Annotated in this window: 16 protein-coding genes; 3 read left to right on the forward strand and 13 right to left on the reverse strand. The window is 32.0% G+C overall.

Annotated features, from left to right (window positions below):
- Nucleotide 1 precedes the first annotated feature (1 nt).
- Entirely contained in the window at nt 2-469 is a 468-nt protein-coding gene (locus tag FORMB_RS10570) for a tRNA (cytidine(34)-2'-O)-methyltransferase (RefSeq protein ID WP_069677420.1), read from the forward strand.
- Nucleotides 470-511: 42 nt separating this feature from the next.
- Here FORMB_RS10570 and FORMB_RS10575 read toward each other — a convergent pair whose 3' ends face one another.
- Genes FORMB_RS10575 through FORMB_RS13175 form a run of 5 tightly spaced genes read right to left on the reverse strand, consistent with a single transcriptional unit; the run spans nt 512 to nt 5,134 of the window.
- The gene (locus tag FORMB_RS10575) at nt 512-886 is read right to left on the reverse strand and encodes a 6-pyruvoyl trahydropterin synthase family protein (RefSeq protein ID WP_069677421.1); all 375 of its coding nucleotides are present in this window, start codon (nt 884-886) and stop codon (nt 512-514) included.
- Nucleotides 887-904: 18 nt separating this feature from the next.
- On the reverse strand, nt 905-1,849 hold the full coding sequence (locus tag FORMB_RS10580; protein WP_069677422.1) for a hypothetical protein: 945 nt from the start codon (nt 1,847-1,849) through the stop codon (nt 905-907).
- Nucleotides 1,849-2,742, reverse strand: coding sequence for a RibD family protein (locus FORMB_RS10585; RefSeq protein WP_069677423.1), 894 nt, complete (start codon nt 2,740-2,742; stop codon nt 1,849-1,851). The genes FORMB_RS10580 and FORMB_RS10585 overlap by 1 nt, the downstream gene beginning before the upstream one ends.
- On the reverse strand, nt 2,739-4,139 hold the full coding sequence (locus tag FORMB_RS10590; protein ID WP_069677424.1) for a lipopolysaccharide biosynthesis protein: 1,401 nt from the start codon (nt 4,137-4,139) through the stop codon (nt 2,739-2,741). Before FORMB_RS10590 ends, FORMB_RS10585 begins: the two co-directional genes overlap by 4 nt.
- 5 nt (nt 4,140-4,144) lie before the next feature.
- The gene (locus tag FORMB_RS13175; RefSeq protein ID WP_197493471.1) at nt 4,145-5,134 is read right to left on the reverse strand and encodes a sulfatase-like hydrolase/transferase; all 990 of its coding nucleotides are present in this window, start codon (nt 5,132-5,134) and stop codon (nt 4,145-4,147) included.
- Nucleotides 5,135-6,144: 1,010 nt separating this feature from the next.
- Between FORMB_RS13175 and FORMB_RS10600 the strand changes: the two genes are divergently transcribed.
- Nucleotides 6,145-6,798: a CDP-alcohol phosphatidyltransferase family protein gene (locus tag FORMB_RS10600; RefSeq protein WP_069677426.1), complete on the forward strand. Its 654-nt coding sequence runs from the start codon at nt 6,145-6,147 to the stop codon at nt 6,796-6,798.
- Nucleotides 6,795-7,748 carry a glycosyltransferase family 4 protein gene (locus tag FORMB_RS10605; protein WP_069677427.1) on the forward strand — a complete coding sequence of 318 codons (954 nt, stop codon included), beginning with the start codon at nt 6,795-6,797 and terminating at the stop codon, nt 7,746-7,748. The genes FORMB_RS10600 and FORMB_RS10605 overlap by 4 nt, the downstream gene beginning before the upstream one ends.
- A 226-nt stretch (nt 7,749-7,974) precedes the next feature.
- On the opposite strand, the gene FORMB_RS10610 is transcribed toward FORMB_RS10605, so the two are convergent.
- From FORMB_RS10610 to FORMB_RS10645, 8 genes are all read right to left on the reverse strand, one after another.
- Nucleotides 7,975-8,541 carry an REP-associated tyrosine transposase gene (locus FORMB_RS10610; RefSeq protein ID WP_069677428.1) on the reverse strand — a complete coding sequence of 189 codons (567 nt, stop codon included), beginning with the start codon at nt 8,539-8,541 and terminating at the stop codon, nt 7,975-7,977.
- 211 nt (nt 8,542-8,752) lie between these two features.
- Nucleotides 8,753-9,367 carry a hypothetical protein gene (locus tag FORMB_RS10615; RefSeq protein ID WP_157498152.1) on the reverse strand — a complete coding sequence of 205 codons (615 nt, stop codon included), beginning with the start codon at nt 9,365-9,367 and terminating at the stop codon, nt 8,753-8,755.
- 138 nt (nt 9,368-9,505) lie between these two features.
- A complete protein-coding gene (locus FORMB_RS10620) occupies nt 9,506-10,072 on the reverse strand; it encodes an REP-associated tyrosine transposase (protein WP_069677428.1) in 567 nt (188 codons plus the stop codon).
- Between the two features lie 84 nt (nt 10,073-10,156).
- Entirely contained in the window at nt 10,157-10,831 is a 675-nt protein-coding gene (locus FORMB_RS10625; RefSeq protein WP_069677430.1) for a hypothetical protein, read from the reverse strand.
- 35 nt (nt 10,832-10,866) lie between these two features.
- On the reverse strand, nt 10,867-11,679 hold the full coding sequence (locus FORMB_RS10630; RefSeq protein WP_069677431.1) for a hypothetical protein: 813 nt from the start codon (nt 11,677-11,679) through the stop codon (nt 10,867-10,869).
- A complete protein-coding gene (locus FORMB_RS10635; RefSeq protein WP_069677432.1) occupies nt 11,669-12,235 on the reverse strand; it encodes an REP-associated tyrosine transposase in 567 nt (188 codons plus the stop codon). The genes FORMB_RS10630 and FORMB_RS10635 overlap by 11 nt, the downstream gene beginning before the upstream one ends.
- Nucleotides 12,236-12,262: 27 nt before the next feature.
- Nucleotides 12,263-13,162: a DUF6443 domain-containing protein gene (locus tag FORMB_RS10640; RefSeq protein WP_157498154.1), complete on the reverse strand. Its 900-nt coding sequence runs from the start codon at nt 13,160-13,162 to the stop codon at nt 12,263-12,265.
- Nucleotides 13,163-13,413: 251 nt separating this feature from the next.
- Complete coding sequence (locus FORMB_RS10645) at nt 13,414-14,598, reverse strand: THUMP-like domain-containing protein (protein ID WP_069677434.1); 1,185 nt, start codon at nt 14,596-14,598, stop codon at nt 13,414-13,416.
- Between the last annotated feature and the right edge of the window lie 6 nt (nt 14,599-14,604).

Raw genomic sequence — 14,604 nt, forward strand, 5'->3', positions numbered from 1 at the left:
AATGCCATTTAACATTGTTCTTGTAGAACCAGAAATCCCTAACAACACAGGTAATATAGGTCGGTTGAGCTTAGCCTCAGGCTCTGTATTGCACTTAGTCAAACCGTTTGGATTTGAATTGAGTGACACACGTCTCAAAAGAGCGGGGCTGGATTATTGGAAACACATTACGGTCAAGATCTACGAGAGCTTGGATGAGTTTTTAGCCATGAATAAAAATAAGGAAATGGTCTTTCTGTCGAGTGCTGCAAAGAAGAGTTATGTTTCTATCGACTATAAGGACGAACTTTTTTTTGTGTTTGGAAAAGAGTCCGTTGGTTTGCCAAAAGAACTGGTCGCAAACAACACAGAAAAACTCTATAAAATCCCCATTCACAGCCCGCATGTGAGAAGTTTGAACTTAGCCAATGCCGTCAGTATTGTTGTATTTGAAGGACTAAGATCAATGGCGGTTTCTGAGAACGGCTAAAAAGCGTTGAAGTACACCCTGTACTAGTTGTTATATCTAAAGTTACTCTATCACTCCTGCCCATGCATTGTGAGATTCTCCGAGAGTTATATTCAATGTGCCATTAAAAATAGAAGCAGCTTCCCTTTTGATTTCCTTTTGAATGTAAGTTGCTAGGTGTTCTGTAGTGCTCAACTGATTTTTAAACTGTGGTAGTTCATCAAGATTTTGATAGTTGAGTTCACTTAAAACCTCTTTAGTAATGCGGTGTGCTTCTCCCATATCAATTACGACATTAAACTCATTGAGTTCATCACTTATAAAAGTGACATCTACAGTAAATGTAGCACCGTGCATGTTCTGTGCAGGTCCAAAAAAAGGATTTGGCAACGAATGTGCAATCATGATACTCTCTCTAATTTTTACAAAATAGTTCATAGTGTTTTTTGTTTATTTTTAATAGTTGATAATGTTAATAATAGTGTCTTGGAATTGTCCTTGTCTTAATGCATTAAAAAAGTCTGGACTTTTTATAAATGGAATTTCGTTGGTGATTAATTTTTTATAAGTACTGCTGTGATTTTGTAGGATTTCAATCGCTTTAGTTTTTCTGGATTTATAAGTTTCCGTATCTCTTTTTTGAATTGGTATTTCAGAAACTTGAACTGATTTTATATGCAATCTTTTGGTGTGAAATCTTCCCCCTAGATTTAATTGTACGCTGCGATTTCCATACCAGCTAAGCTCCAAAATAGTGCCTTCTTCACAACTGTTGTCGATGCAAAATTGCAATGCTTTTTCATTGGCAGTTGTGTTGTAACATATAGAGAATTCTTCAGGATAATTGTCCGTCTTAAAACCGAGTTTTTTGGCGATATCTAATTTACGAGGATTGCTTTCTTTTACATAGACATCCAAGTTGTATTCTTTAGCCAATGTGACGGCCAGCAAACTTCCAATACTTCCAAAACCACACACCAAAATTTTACTAATTTCTGTTGGTTTTCCATCCCAAACCGCATTGATCACAGTCTCCATATTTGCAATTTGAGAGGCAACTTTCAGATCCATCCCTGTGGGGATAGGGGTCAGACTGTCCTCAGAAATAAGGCAATAATCTTGGTGGGGATGCATAAGGTGGTAAAAGCGTTTTTCGATTTCAAGGATCATCGAATACCCATATTGAATGGGGAAATTGAAATCTCCTTTTTGGTAAGGGACTTTCATAGTTTCTTGAAGTTCTTTAGGAATGTTCCCCGTAGCAACCAAACGCTCGGTGCCTGTGCTGATGTTAGAACAAACCGCCATACCCAACAGCAAACTTGATTCCGTTGGTATCGCCTCGTCTCTCAAAATAGATTCTTGTGAAGAAAGATGCCATAAACTTTTAGACTGTACCATTAGAATTTTGGGTTTAAGTAAGAACGCATCATAATGGCATTTCCAAACGGATAATATTCTGGGTTATTCAACTGAATTGCTTCTGATACTTCTTTTATTTCATCGAATTCGATCGCATTAATTCCAGAGCCAAAAAGGAGTGGAGCGATGTGGAATTCCATCATGCTAATCAGATTATTTTTTAAAAAATGTTTGATGGTTTCCTTTCCGCCTTCCAGCAAAATTGAACGAATTCCTTGGGTTTTTAAGGCCATTAGTATTTCGCTTGGGTTCAAAACTCCGTTGTTTTTTTCAACAGAAATATAGGTTACCTTCGGATCTTTTAATTTGTCATTCTTGGGTCCGATGCATATAATTTTAGAGTTATTATTGGTACACAAGGAATCGTAATTGTTTTCCTCTGAAGTAATGACTATTTTCACGGAGTCTTTTCCCTCCACATGCCGAACATTGAGTTTTGGCTTATCATTTCTCAGCGTATTTCCACCAATCATCACACCATCTACAAGCGCTCTAATGCGATGGGAATGAATTCTGTTCTCCATGTTACCTATCCATTTGGAATGACCAGAATTGGTAGCGATTTTCCCATCTAAGCTTTGTGCCACATGCAAATAAACAACTGGTAATTTATTTCCTAAAGGGATCCATATAAATGGCAGATACAATTGCAATGCTTTTAAAAGATTTTGATCGACCTCAGGATTTGATTTTATTGAATAAGTATTCTTATTGTTGACAATTAAAACTGCGTCTTTTTCGACTGTAGAAGTTATTTCAGAAATAGAAACAACATCATTTTTTATCTTAAGCCCCTGGTTGATCAACCTTAGAGTAGGGAATAATTCTTTTATTTTTAAAATTGCTCGCCAATGTTCTTTTTTAATATTCATCTGCGTAGGTATTTTTTTAGTTCGTTTAAATGATTTTTTAAAACAATAATTACTACAAAAAGTAACAATACTATGGAATAGATTTGAAGGTATTCATGTTTTTTTATGAGTAAAGTGAAACTTAGAAATAAACTAACAAATCCCAAGGTTCGTAAGGTATTTAAATTTAAAATTGTTTTAGTAATACCGTTAACAATTTTGTAATAAATAATAAGGTTAATACTATTGGAAATGAGTGCAGTGTATAGAATTCCATTAATTCCATAAGAAGGAATCAATGCATATAATAACACGATAATGATTAGAACTTTAAAGAAATAGACTTGGTTTAATAATTTTGTTTTTTTCTGTTGAACTAATACCATTGAAAAATAACGATTGAGAATATAGGGCACTAATGAAATGCTAAGCAGAGGCAAAAACGAATAAATATTTTGATAGTGTTGTGGTTGGAGGATCTCACTAATATTTACCCCAATAAAAAATAATACACAACTAATTACCGCAGCAAAGTCTAGATAAAATTGGGTGAGTGTTGAAATTTCTAAAGTATTATTTTTGTTTGGTTTTACAAGAAAAGAATAGAGGAAAGGTCTAATCGCGTTATCTAATATATTAAGAGATAAAACTAAAATAGCTGAGAGACTTAGAAGTACACCAAATTCTGCAACAGTTGTAAGCGGTTTATATTTTTCAAGTATGAATTTGTCAATATTTCCCTCAATAATCAAAAGGATCAGAAAGGGGACAAAAGCTATAGAAAACTTTAAACTTTTTATAAGAGAATCATTTTTGAAATTGAAAAGTTTACATTTTTTTTGGTGTAATAAAATATATAAAAACAAAACAAGTTGCACTGCAATTGTTCCATACAAATAACCCAGAATGCCTTCAGAAAAAATAACAATTAAAAAAAATTGGAGAAAAGCTTGACCCAAAACCGTAGTACTAATTATTTTAGAATACAAATTTGCATTCTTTTGATTTTGGATATAAATTATATATAAATTATTGATCCCGCTCAAAAGTGTTTGAATTAAAAAAAGAATCCCATAAGGGTAAAAATTTATAGCGTTAACAAAACTAATTTCAAAAATGAAGTTTCCAGCGATCAAAAAAAACACAATCCAAAGTAAACCAAGAGAAATATTAAAACTAAAGAGCTGTGAAAAAAGATTTTCCTTTTCTTTTTTTTCACTGTACTCAAAATAAAGCGTACGCATTGCCATATCCGTTTTTAAGAAGGAAAAGGAATTGAAAATTGCGAAGAATGCGATTAATAAAGTCAGTACTCCATATTCCTCAACAGGGATATAATTGAGGTAAATGGGTAATAGAATAAAACCAAGGCAAGGTTGGAGAAAACTAATCAAGGTAAATTTCAAAAAGGAAATCATAGGCTTTATGGAATTATACCGTCTGGTAATATTTTAAAATTTTCATGACCAACGCCGTAACTTTCTAATAATTTTTTCGTAAAAAGCGTGTAAAATCCTTCGTGTTTAATTGTCTTTTCAATAGTGTGTAAATCCAGATGGTTGTGAAACCCTTCTTTATGAAAAGAGCTAATAAAATTTTCATTCTTTGAAATTATGTATAAGGGCGTATTTTTCCCCATTTCTTTTGTGGTTATTTTAGGAGGTTGATGATCTCCAAACAGCACAAATATTGTGTTTTCATCGGCTTTGTCTGCTATAAATTTAGTGAGGTAATCATATTGATATTTGGCAGCTTTCAGGTATTTATCTTCACTAAAAGTTTTATCATTTTTGGTAGTTTTAAAATCCAAAGTATTGTAATCTTTCCAGTTTTTCTGAGATTTTAATGGCGAATGCCATTGAGCGTGAGAATTCAGGCTCGAAAAAAACATAAAATAAGGAGCGCTATTTTTTATTTTGTTGTAGGCATAATTCAACGTATATTCATCAGGTATCGCTTTGAGAGTCATGAATTTTAGTAATTTCCCTGTATAATTAAGTTGGTCATGGTTAATGAAATTATCTGTTGCAAATATTTTAGACAATGTTTTCCAATCTATTTTATCGCGTTTTGAATTAACAATAGAATTTAAGCAATAGTTTTTATAATTATTACTTTTTAAGAAAGAAGGAAGGGATTGAAGATTGTCGTTTTTAGGATCCTTGAAAATTGTTTCATATTCTAATTCATTTTCGATTTTTAAACCACAAAGAAAGCTGGAAAAAGCCATCCAAGACCCTCCAGAATATATGGGAGATTCAGTATATGACGCCGCTGTTTTAAAATCATTAAGCAACAGCCTGTCATTAAACACCTTTAACAAAGGAGATATTTTATCGTATAAATCTTTCTTTTTGAATAAAATTTGCCCTAAAGACTCTACAGAAATAACAATGATGTTTGGTTTTTTCAATAAAGAGATGTTTTCTACACGATTTTGTTTTATAAAATCTTTTTTTACTTTAAACTTATTTTGTTTTATTGAATAAATACAACTTTTCACCAATGTTATAGTTGGCGATATCACTGTTCTCATTATATAATCTCCTATGGGGCGTTCATTTATTTTGTACAGCCCTGAAATGCATATATAGAAATATAAAACAAGCAGTGAGGGTTCATGGAACTCTTGACGAATTAGTATTGAAATAAGAAATTCAAAACAAAAATAAAGGACTAAAATTACAAGGAATGAAACGGGAATTACTAAATACCGTAATCTGCCCAAAAAAATCAAACCCGACTTCCCCAGTATTAAATCGTTTAGTATTGAAATATCACGTTCAAAAAAAATCGTTATTAATTGAGAATAAACAAAAGTGATTGTTCCTAATACACAGAATACAGTACAAATACTTATCAGAAATTCATTGTTTTTAAAGTATATCAATAAAATAAAAATAATGGCAAAATCGAAATTGATTCTAAAAAAATCTGAAGAATTTTTCCATAATAATATTCTCAATCTGTTTTTTAAACTCGTTTTAGAAAATAGATATGAAGGCAACAGCTCTGGTTGATTTTTAAAATTTAAGATATATGCAGGCAAGAAGCATAAAAAATTAATACCTATAAAAAGTAGAATTCCTGTCATTTTGTAAATGGGATGAGTTTATACACCGTTTCTAATGTGTTTAAAAGTGTTTTGATTATCAGACCTCTCTAATGAACCAATACAACTTATACATTCTGGTAATTGTTTAATATTTGATAAGCCTCCTTTGGTCTTAGATATAAGTTACCTCTTTGTGAATAGGTTTTATCAAACCAGTTTTTAATTTTTTCTTGTTGCATTGAGACAATCATTGAAATCGTTTTTTAATAATTTAGAAAGTACTTCCCCTATTCTCTGTAATTTATTTGTAAATTCACTCCCAAATATATCAATTTTTAAATCAAATTTTGTGCCAACATTCTCCCTAAATGAATTATAGTTCTACCTTTCTATGTTTTATGTATGCACTCACTGTTTTTGTGACTGTTTTCTTAAGTGTTTTTCTTAATGAGATAAGTTTTTTGGTATTCATTCCTCTCGTCTGCTTTCCAGTTTTTTGTTACAAGACCAAAGGTCCAAGTTTCCAATTAGTTCCCAATTGGATCACCTTAATAAAATTAGTATTAACAATCGTTTTAATTTTTTTATTCCCTCAAGTAGAGGCGGCTTTAATTTCAATACTTTGTTTTACAATTATTGGAATCGATGTTCTGGACGGATTCATAGCTCGAAAGCTGCAGCAGACTTCTGAATTTGGAGCCATTTTTGATGCAGAGTCAGATGCTTTATATGTACTCGTTTGCTCGGTTGGAGTCTGTCTTTTTTATGAAATGCCATTTTGGGTTTTATTTATGGGGTTGATCCGCTACCTTTATGAAATCCCTGTATTTTTTCTAAAGAAAAAAGAAACAAAACCCAAAGAAGGAAGGAGTATTTATGTGATTTTAGCCGGCATTGTATTTATCCTCATTGCCATTTCTTTTGTTTTAGGAACCTATCAACTCCATGCATTGGCAGCGGCAAATGTTATTTTAGCATATTCATTCTCTAGAGGATTTTACGAAGATTTTATAAAAATATGATTTACTTAGTCGCTCCCCCTATTGGAAGTGAGCCCACTGGTGGCTCTCTGTATAACCACTATATTACTTCTGAAAATGAGTTAGTCACACTATTGGAAGTTACCGAAGTGAATGAAATTGAAAACAAGATTGATCCAAACGCAATTGTAATCATTGACAGTCTATTGTTGGTCGATTATTTTAAAAGCCAATTGCATGAAAAATATAAAACTATAGGGATGATTCATTTGCCTACCTTTTTTTTTAATGAAAGCAAAAAAAATAAACATGAATTAAGTTATTACCAGAAAATCCCATTACTCGTTACAGGAGATTCTTTTAAGTTGAACCTTATCCAAAAGTATAATTTAAAAGCAGAAAATATAACCACCGTTACGCCTGGGGTATTAGATATTATAAAAAAGAAGAAATTCAATAAACTGGTAAATAAAATTGTACTTGTAGCTTCTGTAACTAAAAATAAAGGGATTTTAGAATTCTTAAACCTAATGAAAGATCTGAGTGATTTCCCTTGGGAAATTCATCTGTATGGTCCCAAAGCCGACCCAGAGTATTATCAAGAATTACAAGAATTGATCGTTGACAGTAATATGAAAGAACGCGTGTTTTTTCATGGCTATTTAGAACATTCAGAATTATTAAAGATGCTTTTAAATTACGATTTATTCGTTAATTTTTCAGTGTACGAAACCTTTGGAATGGCCATTTATGAAGCCTTGCAAATTGGGTTGCCAGTAATGTCTTATAAGACAAATTTGGAAAGTACGTTTACAAAGCGGTCCAATTTTAGAAATTTTGATACAATCGAAGCGTTCAAAAATGAATTAGTGGAATTATTTACTGAAGTAAAAACATCTAAAAAATACCAAGCAAAAGAGGAGGTCGTGCCCAGAAGCTGGACGGATGTTAAAGAAGATTTTAATGCAGTAGTCAAACGAATTATAATTTAAGAACTAATTTTTAACGGTAGTAGTAGTTACTGTTCTTGTCAATGTTATATTGACACAAACAACTGATGAGTATGTAACTGTCAATCTACCAACCGAACTTCTACAACAATTTTCTTTCCATCTGAAGTGGTGAAAAATAAATACAAATCCCCCCTCGCTGCCGCACGAATCCTTTCGTGTGTGTAACTGCCGCCACGCTAAAGCGTAGTGGTTTGGTAGTTTGTAATTAGCTTTCATACATTCTAAAAATTAACACGTCATTTATAAGTCCTTTTTGGCCTGCATAATCAACGGCACTACTATAAACATAGTCTTCTGGATTATAAACCAATCCTTCTTGTACAGGATTATTGTGTACATAATTTATTTTTTGTTGAATAACCTTGTTGCTCCAAAGTTCAATAGGTTTATTATCATGTCGCCAAAATTGATAGTGTTTTACATTAGAGCTTTTTTTAGCTTCTTTTTTAAAAAAATCCAACATGAATTCTTTTCGACTTTCTCTTGGATTTTCCTGTATACTTTTTACAATTGAGTTGCTGGTAAATCGTTTTAAATCTCCAACCAATAATTCTGGTTTTTGACCCTTTATACTTCTAAAAACTAAATGAACATGATTACTCATAAGACACCAAGCATGGATTTCTAATCCTTTATTTTTTTGACAGTACTCCAAACTCTCTAAAAACAAATCTTTATATTCATTCCTAGTAAATACGTCTAACCAACCTACAACAGAAAAACTTATAAAATAAAGTCCTTCTGGATTATTAAATTTATAATTTCTACTCATGTCTTTAATAGTTTAGCATGCATATCTTTATTGTTGTTTACGACACCACACGAAAGGATTCGTGCGGCAGCGGGGGACTTAGTTTTGTTTTCATTTTTTATGTTCCTCAATAATTAGTTTAGTTATATCTATGTTAGTTTATTTTTTTTATATTCCTCAAAGTCGGGGGACTTTGAGGGGTTGATATGACTCACTTCGCATCAGTACGGTTTTATAAATTATTTTTCTTGTACGTTTTGTAGTCTAGCTCATTACACCAAAACCATTTTTTATGGATGATGTATGTTTTGTTAATGTCTGACTTTCTTTTTGTAGGGGAAATCTTATAAATGCGACCCTTTTTCTTGTAAAAAATATCGGATTTAATATCATCCTTAAATTTCTTTAAGTCTGATTTTGTAATATCATTTAACTTGCCTCTATAGATTATTTCTATAGAATTATAATTAATGATTTTAAACCAAATTTTATACTCAGTAACCCCCATTCCTTCTGGGCTTGTTATAATTTGCATTTTAATGGTATCATTTGATAAGCTATATTTTCCATAAGAGCCATATTGAATAGAATTATCAAAATTTTGTTCTGACCAGGATTTACCATGTCCTGATTTTACAAAACCATTATCATAAAAAATAAATTCGCCATTTGTAAGGTATTCATAATCTTCCCCTAAATAATAAAACCCGTTTATATTTATTAGCGAATCTAATCCTGTTTTTTTTCCATCAAAACAATAATTAAAATTTTCACGCACTCCTTTTGGCACCATTATACAAGAGGTGATACAAAAAATAATTAAAAATAATGTTGTAATTTTTTTCATTTGTAATTTAATTTTTAGTCCCATAAAGAATATGAGTTATTTCTTACAGAATTTATATATAACCCCTCGCTGCCGCACGAATCCTTTCGTGTGTGTAACTGCCGCCACGCTAAAGCGTAGTGGTTTGGTAGTTTGTAATTAGCTTTCATACATTCTAAAAATTAACACGTCATTTATAAGTCCTTTTTGGCCTGCATAATCAACGGCACTACTATAAACATAGTCTTCTGGATTATAAACCAATCCTTCTTGTACAGGATTATTGTGTACATAATTTATTTTTTGTTGAATAACCTTGTTGCTCCAAAGTTCAATAGGTTTATTATCATGTCGCCAAAATTGATAGTGTTTTACATTAGAGCTTTTTTTAGCTTCTTTTTTAAAAAAATCCAACATGAATTCTTTTCGACTTTCTCTTGGATTTTCCTGTATACTTTTTACAATTGAGTTGCTGGTAAATCGTTTTAAATCTCCAACCAATAATTCTGGTTTTTGACCCTTTATACTTCTAAAAACTAAATGAACATGATTACTCATAAGACACCAAGCATGGATTTCTAATCCTTTATTTTTTTGACAGTACTCCAAACTCTCTAAAAACAAATCTTTATATTCATTCCTAGTAAATACGTCTAACCAACCTACAACAGAAAAACTTATAAAATAAAGTCCTTCTGGATTATTAAATTTATAATTTCTACTCATGTCTTTAATAGTTTAGCATGCATATCTTTATTGTTGTTTACGACACCACACGAAAGGATTCGTGCGGCAGCGGGGGGACTCATATTAATTCATTAATTTAAAATCTATAACATCTTCTTTGGGTTTAAAGTGGATAATCATTGACGCAGGAGTCGTTTTTTTATTGACTTCGGTTTTTACAATTTCTAGATGCAAATCTTTGCACAACAGTTTAGTGAGTTTATATTTTGAACTGGAATTTGAAAACCTAAACTCATACAGTTGGTCGTTAATTATAACGCCATTTCTTATGAAACACCCTTTTAAGAATTGTTTTTTTTGATGTTTTTGTTTAAATTTATTTTTTTTCAACATCCCCGTTTTAACTAAAAATTCTTTATCTAAAGCTTCATCATCATAATAAAAATCATCAGATTTTTTAAATTTGTAATAAGAATTAAACAATTTTGAATACTTTGAAGAATAAACCCTCGTTATAGGAGAATCTCCGTCCCCTTCAATAAATTCGAAATCTTCCATTTTCAAATTCACTTTTAATATTCCTAACTTAAATTGCTCCAAAGATTCACTTTGACCAGAATAAAAATCAGTTATATAATTTTTTTCCTTTGGATGATTTGGTAAAAACGGCTTCCCTCCGTAGTCATTCATCAAACCAATTAAAAAACTTAAATCTTCATTCTGCTTAGTAAAACCATCACTTGAGAAATCTAGTCCCAAGAAGATTAATACAATAACACTACTAAATATTAGCTTCATTTATATTGTTTTATTTTAATTAAATAATTTTAAATCTATTTTCTCCATAAACTAAATAATTTATGGTAAGATTCGAAGTCTTTTATTCTTACATATGTCCCACTTGGATTCATGATAGATATTCTGAATTTCGAAAAATCCGATAAATACCTTACTCGTTTTATAAGACTAGCATGATAACCACCTTTGACTTTAAATGCACCTTGCACAACATGATTTAGTTTCATTTCATCAACCACCCATTTAAGTACAATCTCCTTTTTAAAAGTACCTTCAAAAAATTTACCTTTATAACCTCCTTCAGAGTACATCCGAAAAGCTGCTTGGTCTGATAACCCATTATTTAACTTTGCTATATTGAAATAATCTGAATTTACATTTTCTTGAGTTACCCCGAAATAATTATCAACAGATTTTTTACAGGCTATATAACAGTCGAAACCTTCTTTTTGAGGAATATTTCGTAATTTCAACCCTTTATCTACATCCCAATCTAATGCATCTTCAAAGTCTGCGAAAGTCGCTCCTTCAGATCCAAGTCCAGTAGTTATCTCATTCCATTGCTTACCACTCCAAAAATCTCTTCCATCACTTTGTGCCTTAAGTCCAGCTGTCAATCCACCTATTGCAGCGCCTATGCCAGCACCTATTCCTGCATTTCCAAGAATTTGGCCAAAGTTATCTTCGTTTAATCCACTGGCAGTTGCTCCTGATGCAAAACCACCAGAGGCTCCAATAATCGCCCCATTATAAAATCCAGTTCCCTCGCTGCCGCACGAATCCTTTCGTGTGTGTAACTGCCGCCACGCTAAAGCGTAGTGGTTTGGTAGTTTGTAATTAGCTTTCATACATTCTAAAAATTAACACGTCATTTATAAGTCCTTTTTGGCCTGCATAATCAACGGCACTACTATAAACATAGTCTTCTGGATTATAAACCAATCCTTCTTGTACAGGATTATTGTGTACATAATTTATTTTTTGTTGAATAACCTTGTTGCTCCAAAGTTCAATAGGTTTATTATCATGTCGCCAAAATTGATAGTGTTTTACATTAGAGCTTTTTTTAGCTTCTTTTTTAAAAAAATCCAACATGAATTCTTTTCGACTTTCTCTTGGATTTTCCTGTATACTTTTTACAATTGAGTTGCTGGTAAATCGTTTTAAATCTCCAACCAATAATTCTGGTTTTTGACCCTTTATACTTCTAAAAACTAAATGAACATGATTACTCATAAGACTCCAAGCATGGATTTCTAATCCTTTATTTTTTTGACAGTACTCTAAACTCTCTAAAAACAAATCTTTATATTCATTCCTAGTAAATACGTCTAACCAACCTACAACAGAAAAACTTATAAAATAAAGTCCTTCTGGATTATTAAATTTATAATTTCTACTCATGTCTTTAATAGTTTAGCATGCATACCTTTATTGTTGTTTACGACACCACACGAAAGGATTCGTGCGGCAGCGGGGGGTCCAATTAAAACTGAGATTAAAAGGCGTATAACTATTTAAAACATAAAGGTTTTCAATTGCTTTAGGAGGTATCACATAACGTAAATTTCCTATATCGTCATAAACATAATAGCTGCTGGATTTTTTCAGGATTCCTGCGTCCTCTTCATAGCCAAATTCAGCTATTTTTCTTCCATTTTTGTCTGTAAAAACGTCTTTGGTATTTAGTAATCCATCCGAAACAGTCCAGTTTTCATTTTTTACACTATTTTTTAAAAGTTCCCCTGTTTTATAATAAGATATGATGAAAGGGTTATTCGTTTCATTTCGGATCTTAAACAAAAGAACTTCATTTAGGTTGTTGACACCATAGTCATATTTTGCGGTATGATTTGTATCTGGATTACTAAGTATTTGCCATATGTTTCCAGGCGCGGAAGTTTCTAGTTTTCTGTTTAAAGGCGAATTGTCATACCGTACTTCCGAAAAAGGATGTTGATCCGCAAACGCGTTCTGATAATAAGATGTTATTTGTGTCTCTGCATTAGAAATATAATGACCCGTATCTTGTGTGGTTGGCAGCGCTAAAAACTGTTTGGTAGTTCTTCCAAATTGATCGTATTGAATGTGCTGTACAATATCTTTTTTTGTTGGACTCTGTTTTATTCCAACAGATTGTTTTGCTTTACCAAAACCATCAAAATAGGTAACACTTTCTATTTTTTTGACAGAATTATAGTCAGTGTTAAGCGTGTTTATATCAGTTGCTTCTAACAGCTCTATTGACTTCACATAGTTTTGGTCGGGTGATTGTGCAAATCCAAAAGCCATAAATAGACTCATCAATAGCGTAAGATTCCTTTTTTTCATAATTTGATAGATTATAATTGGGCACCCGAAATTTATTAATAAAATGTTAAAAAACAAAACAACATACTTAATAATTAACTTTTATTTAACAAGTGTAAAATCAAAAAACCTAACTATTGAACTTTATGCCAATATTTTAGCTGAAATTTAATTTCAAGAATTTAAGAATACTATCTAGTTTTGAAGTAAGGGATTGGTTTTGTTAGCTACAGAACTCAGTAAGAAAAACCATCAAAAGTTATAAGAGAATTTCAGGACACCAACCGACCTTCCACAACAATTTTCTTGTCATTTGAACTGGTGAAAAACAAATATAAATCCCCGCCATCGGAGAGTTTAAAAAGAATTTTAAGAGCCTCTATTTTTTCTGAGAAATTACGTGTTTTCACATTGGCTTTTAGACCGCCAATGGCTTTTTTCAAAAGCTTCTTTTGATAGGGGTAGCAATTTGAAATCGTATATACTTTCCCTGGAAAATCAACTATCTTTTCATCGCCGGTATATAAATGCGTGTGCGGGTCTAGTTTGTCTAGCCTATATTTAGTTGAAATTAATTTAAACGCACCAGACTTCATCACGGCGGCATTTGGTTCGTAGAGATACGTCTTTGGGGAGCTAAATGTCGCTTCTACATTTTCTTCTTGGGGTATTTCAAAGGAAAAGTGTTCCGTGTTTTTAGGATGGCTGTTAAGCGTCTGAAGCGTCGCCGTGCCATTAAAGTCTTTTTCCTGATGAAATAATAACTCTTTTACCTCGTTTTTCACCGCCACAATATAAACAGTTTTCACATGCTTCAAGGCTGTGACTCCAACGCTAATATCAAGCATTGGTGACATTTTAATAAGCACATTTTTAGTGTGTTTAAAAAATAAATCTTGATGTGTAATCACATTTGGACTGCAATCTTCAATCAGGAATTTTTTATTCTTTTGTGCATCCCGTCTCGATGGGTCAATGTACATCCAATCAAACGTATCGGAACATGATTTTAAAAATTCAATTCCATCTTTGTTGTGAGATTCTATGTTTTTAACACCTAAAATCTCAAAATTATAAGCGGCTATCTCAGCCAATTTGGAGTCCATTTCACAATGCACCACCGACTTAAATTGTTTTGAAAAATAATAGCTATCGACACCAAATCCGCCCGTCAAATCTACAAGTGATTCGCCTTGCATAAATTCACTTTTTATAAGGGCTGCCGTTTCGGAAGACGTCTGTTCAATATTGAGTTTGTTGGGGTAATAAATTTTAGGCGTCTCAAACCAAGTTTTTAATTTTAAAGCACACTTTTTCTTTGCTTCAATTTGCTCAATCAATTCCTTAATATCAAGCCCCTCAAAAGGACTTCCTTTTAGAATTAACTCATGAATATTTGAGTTTATATGGGTATTTATAAAATCTTGTATATCGCTATTTAGAAGAATTTTGTTCACGTGAAA

Source organism: Formosa sp. Hel1_33_131 (genome assembly GCF_001735745.1).
Lineage (GTDB): Bacteria > Bacteroidota > Bacteroidia > Flavobacteriales > Flavobacteriaceae > Hel1-33-131.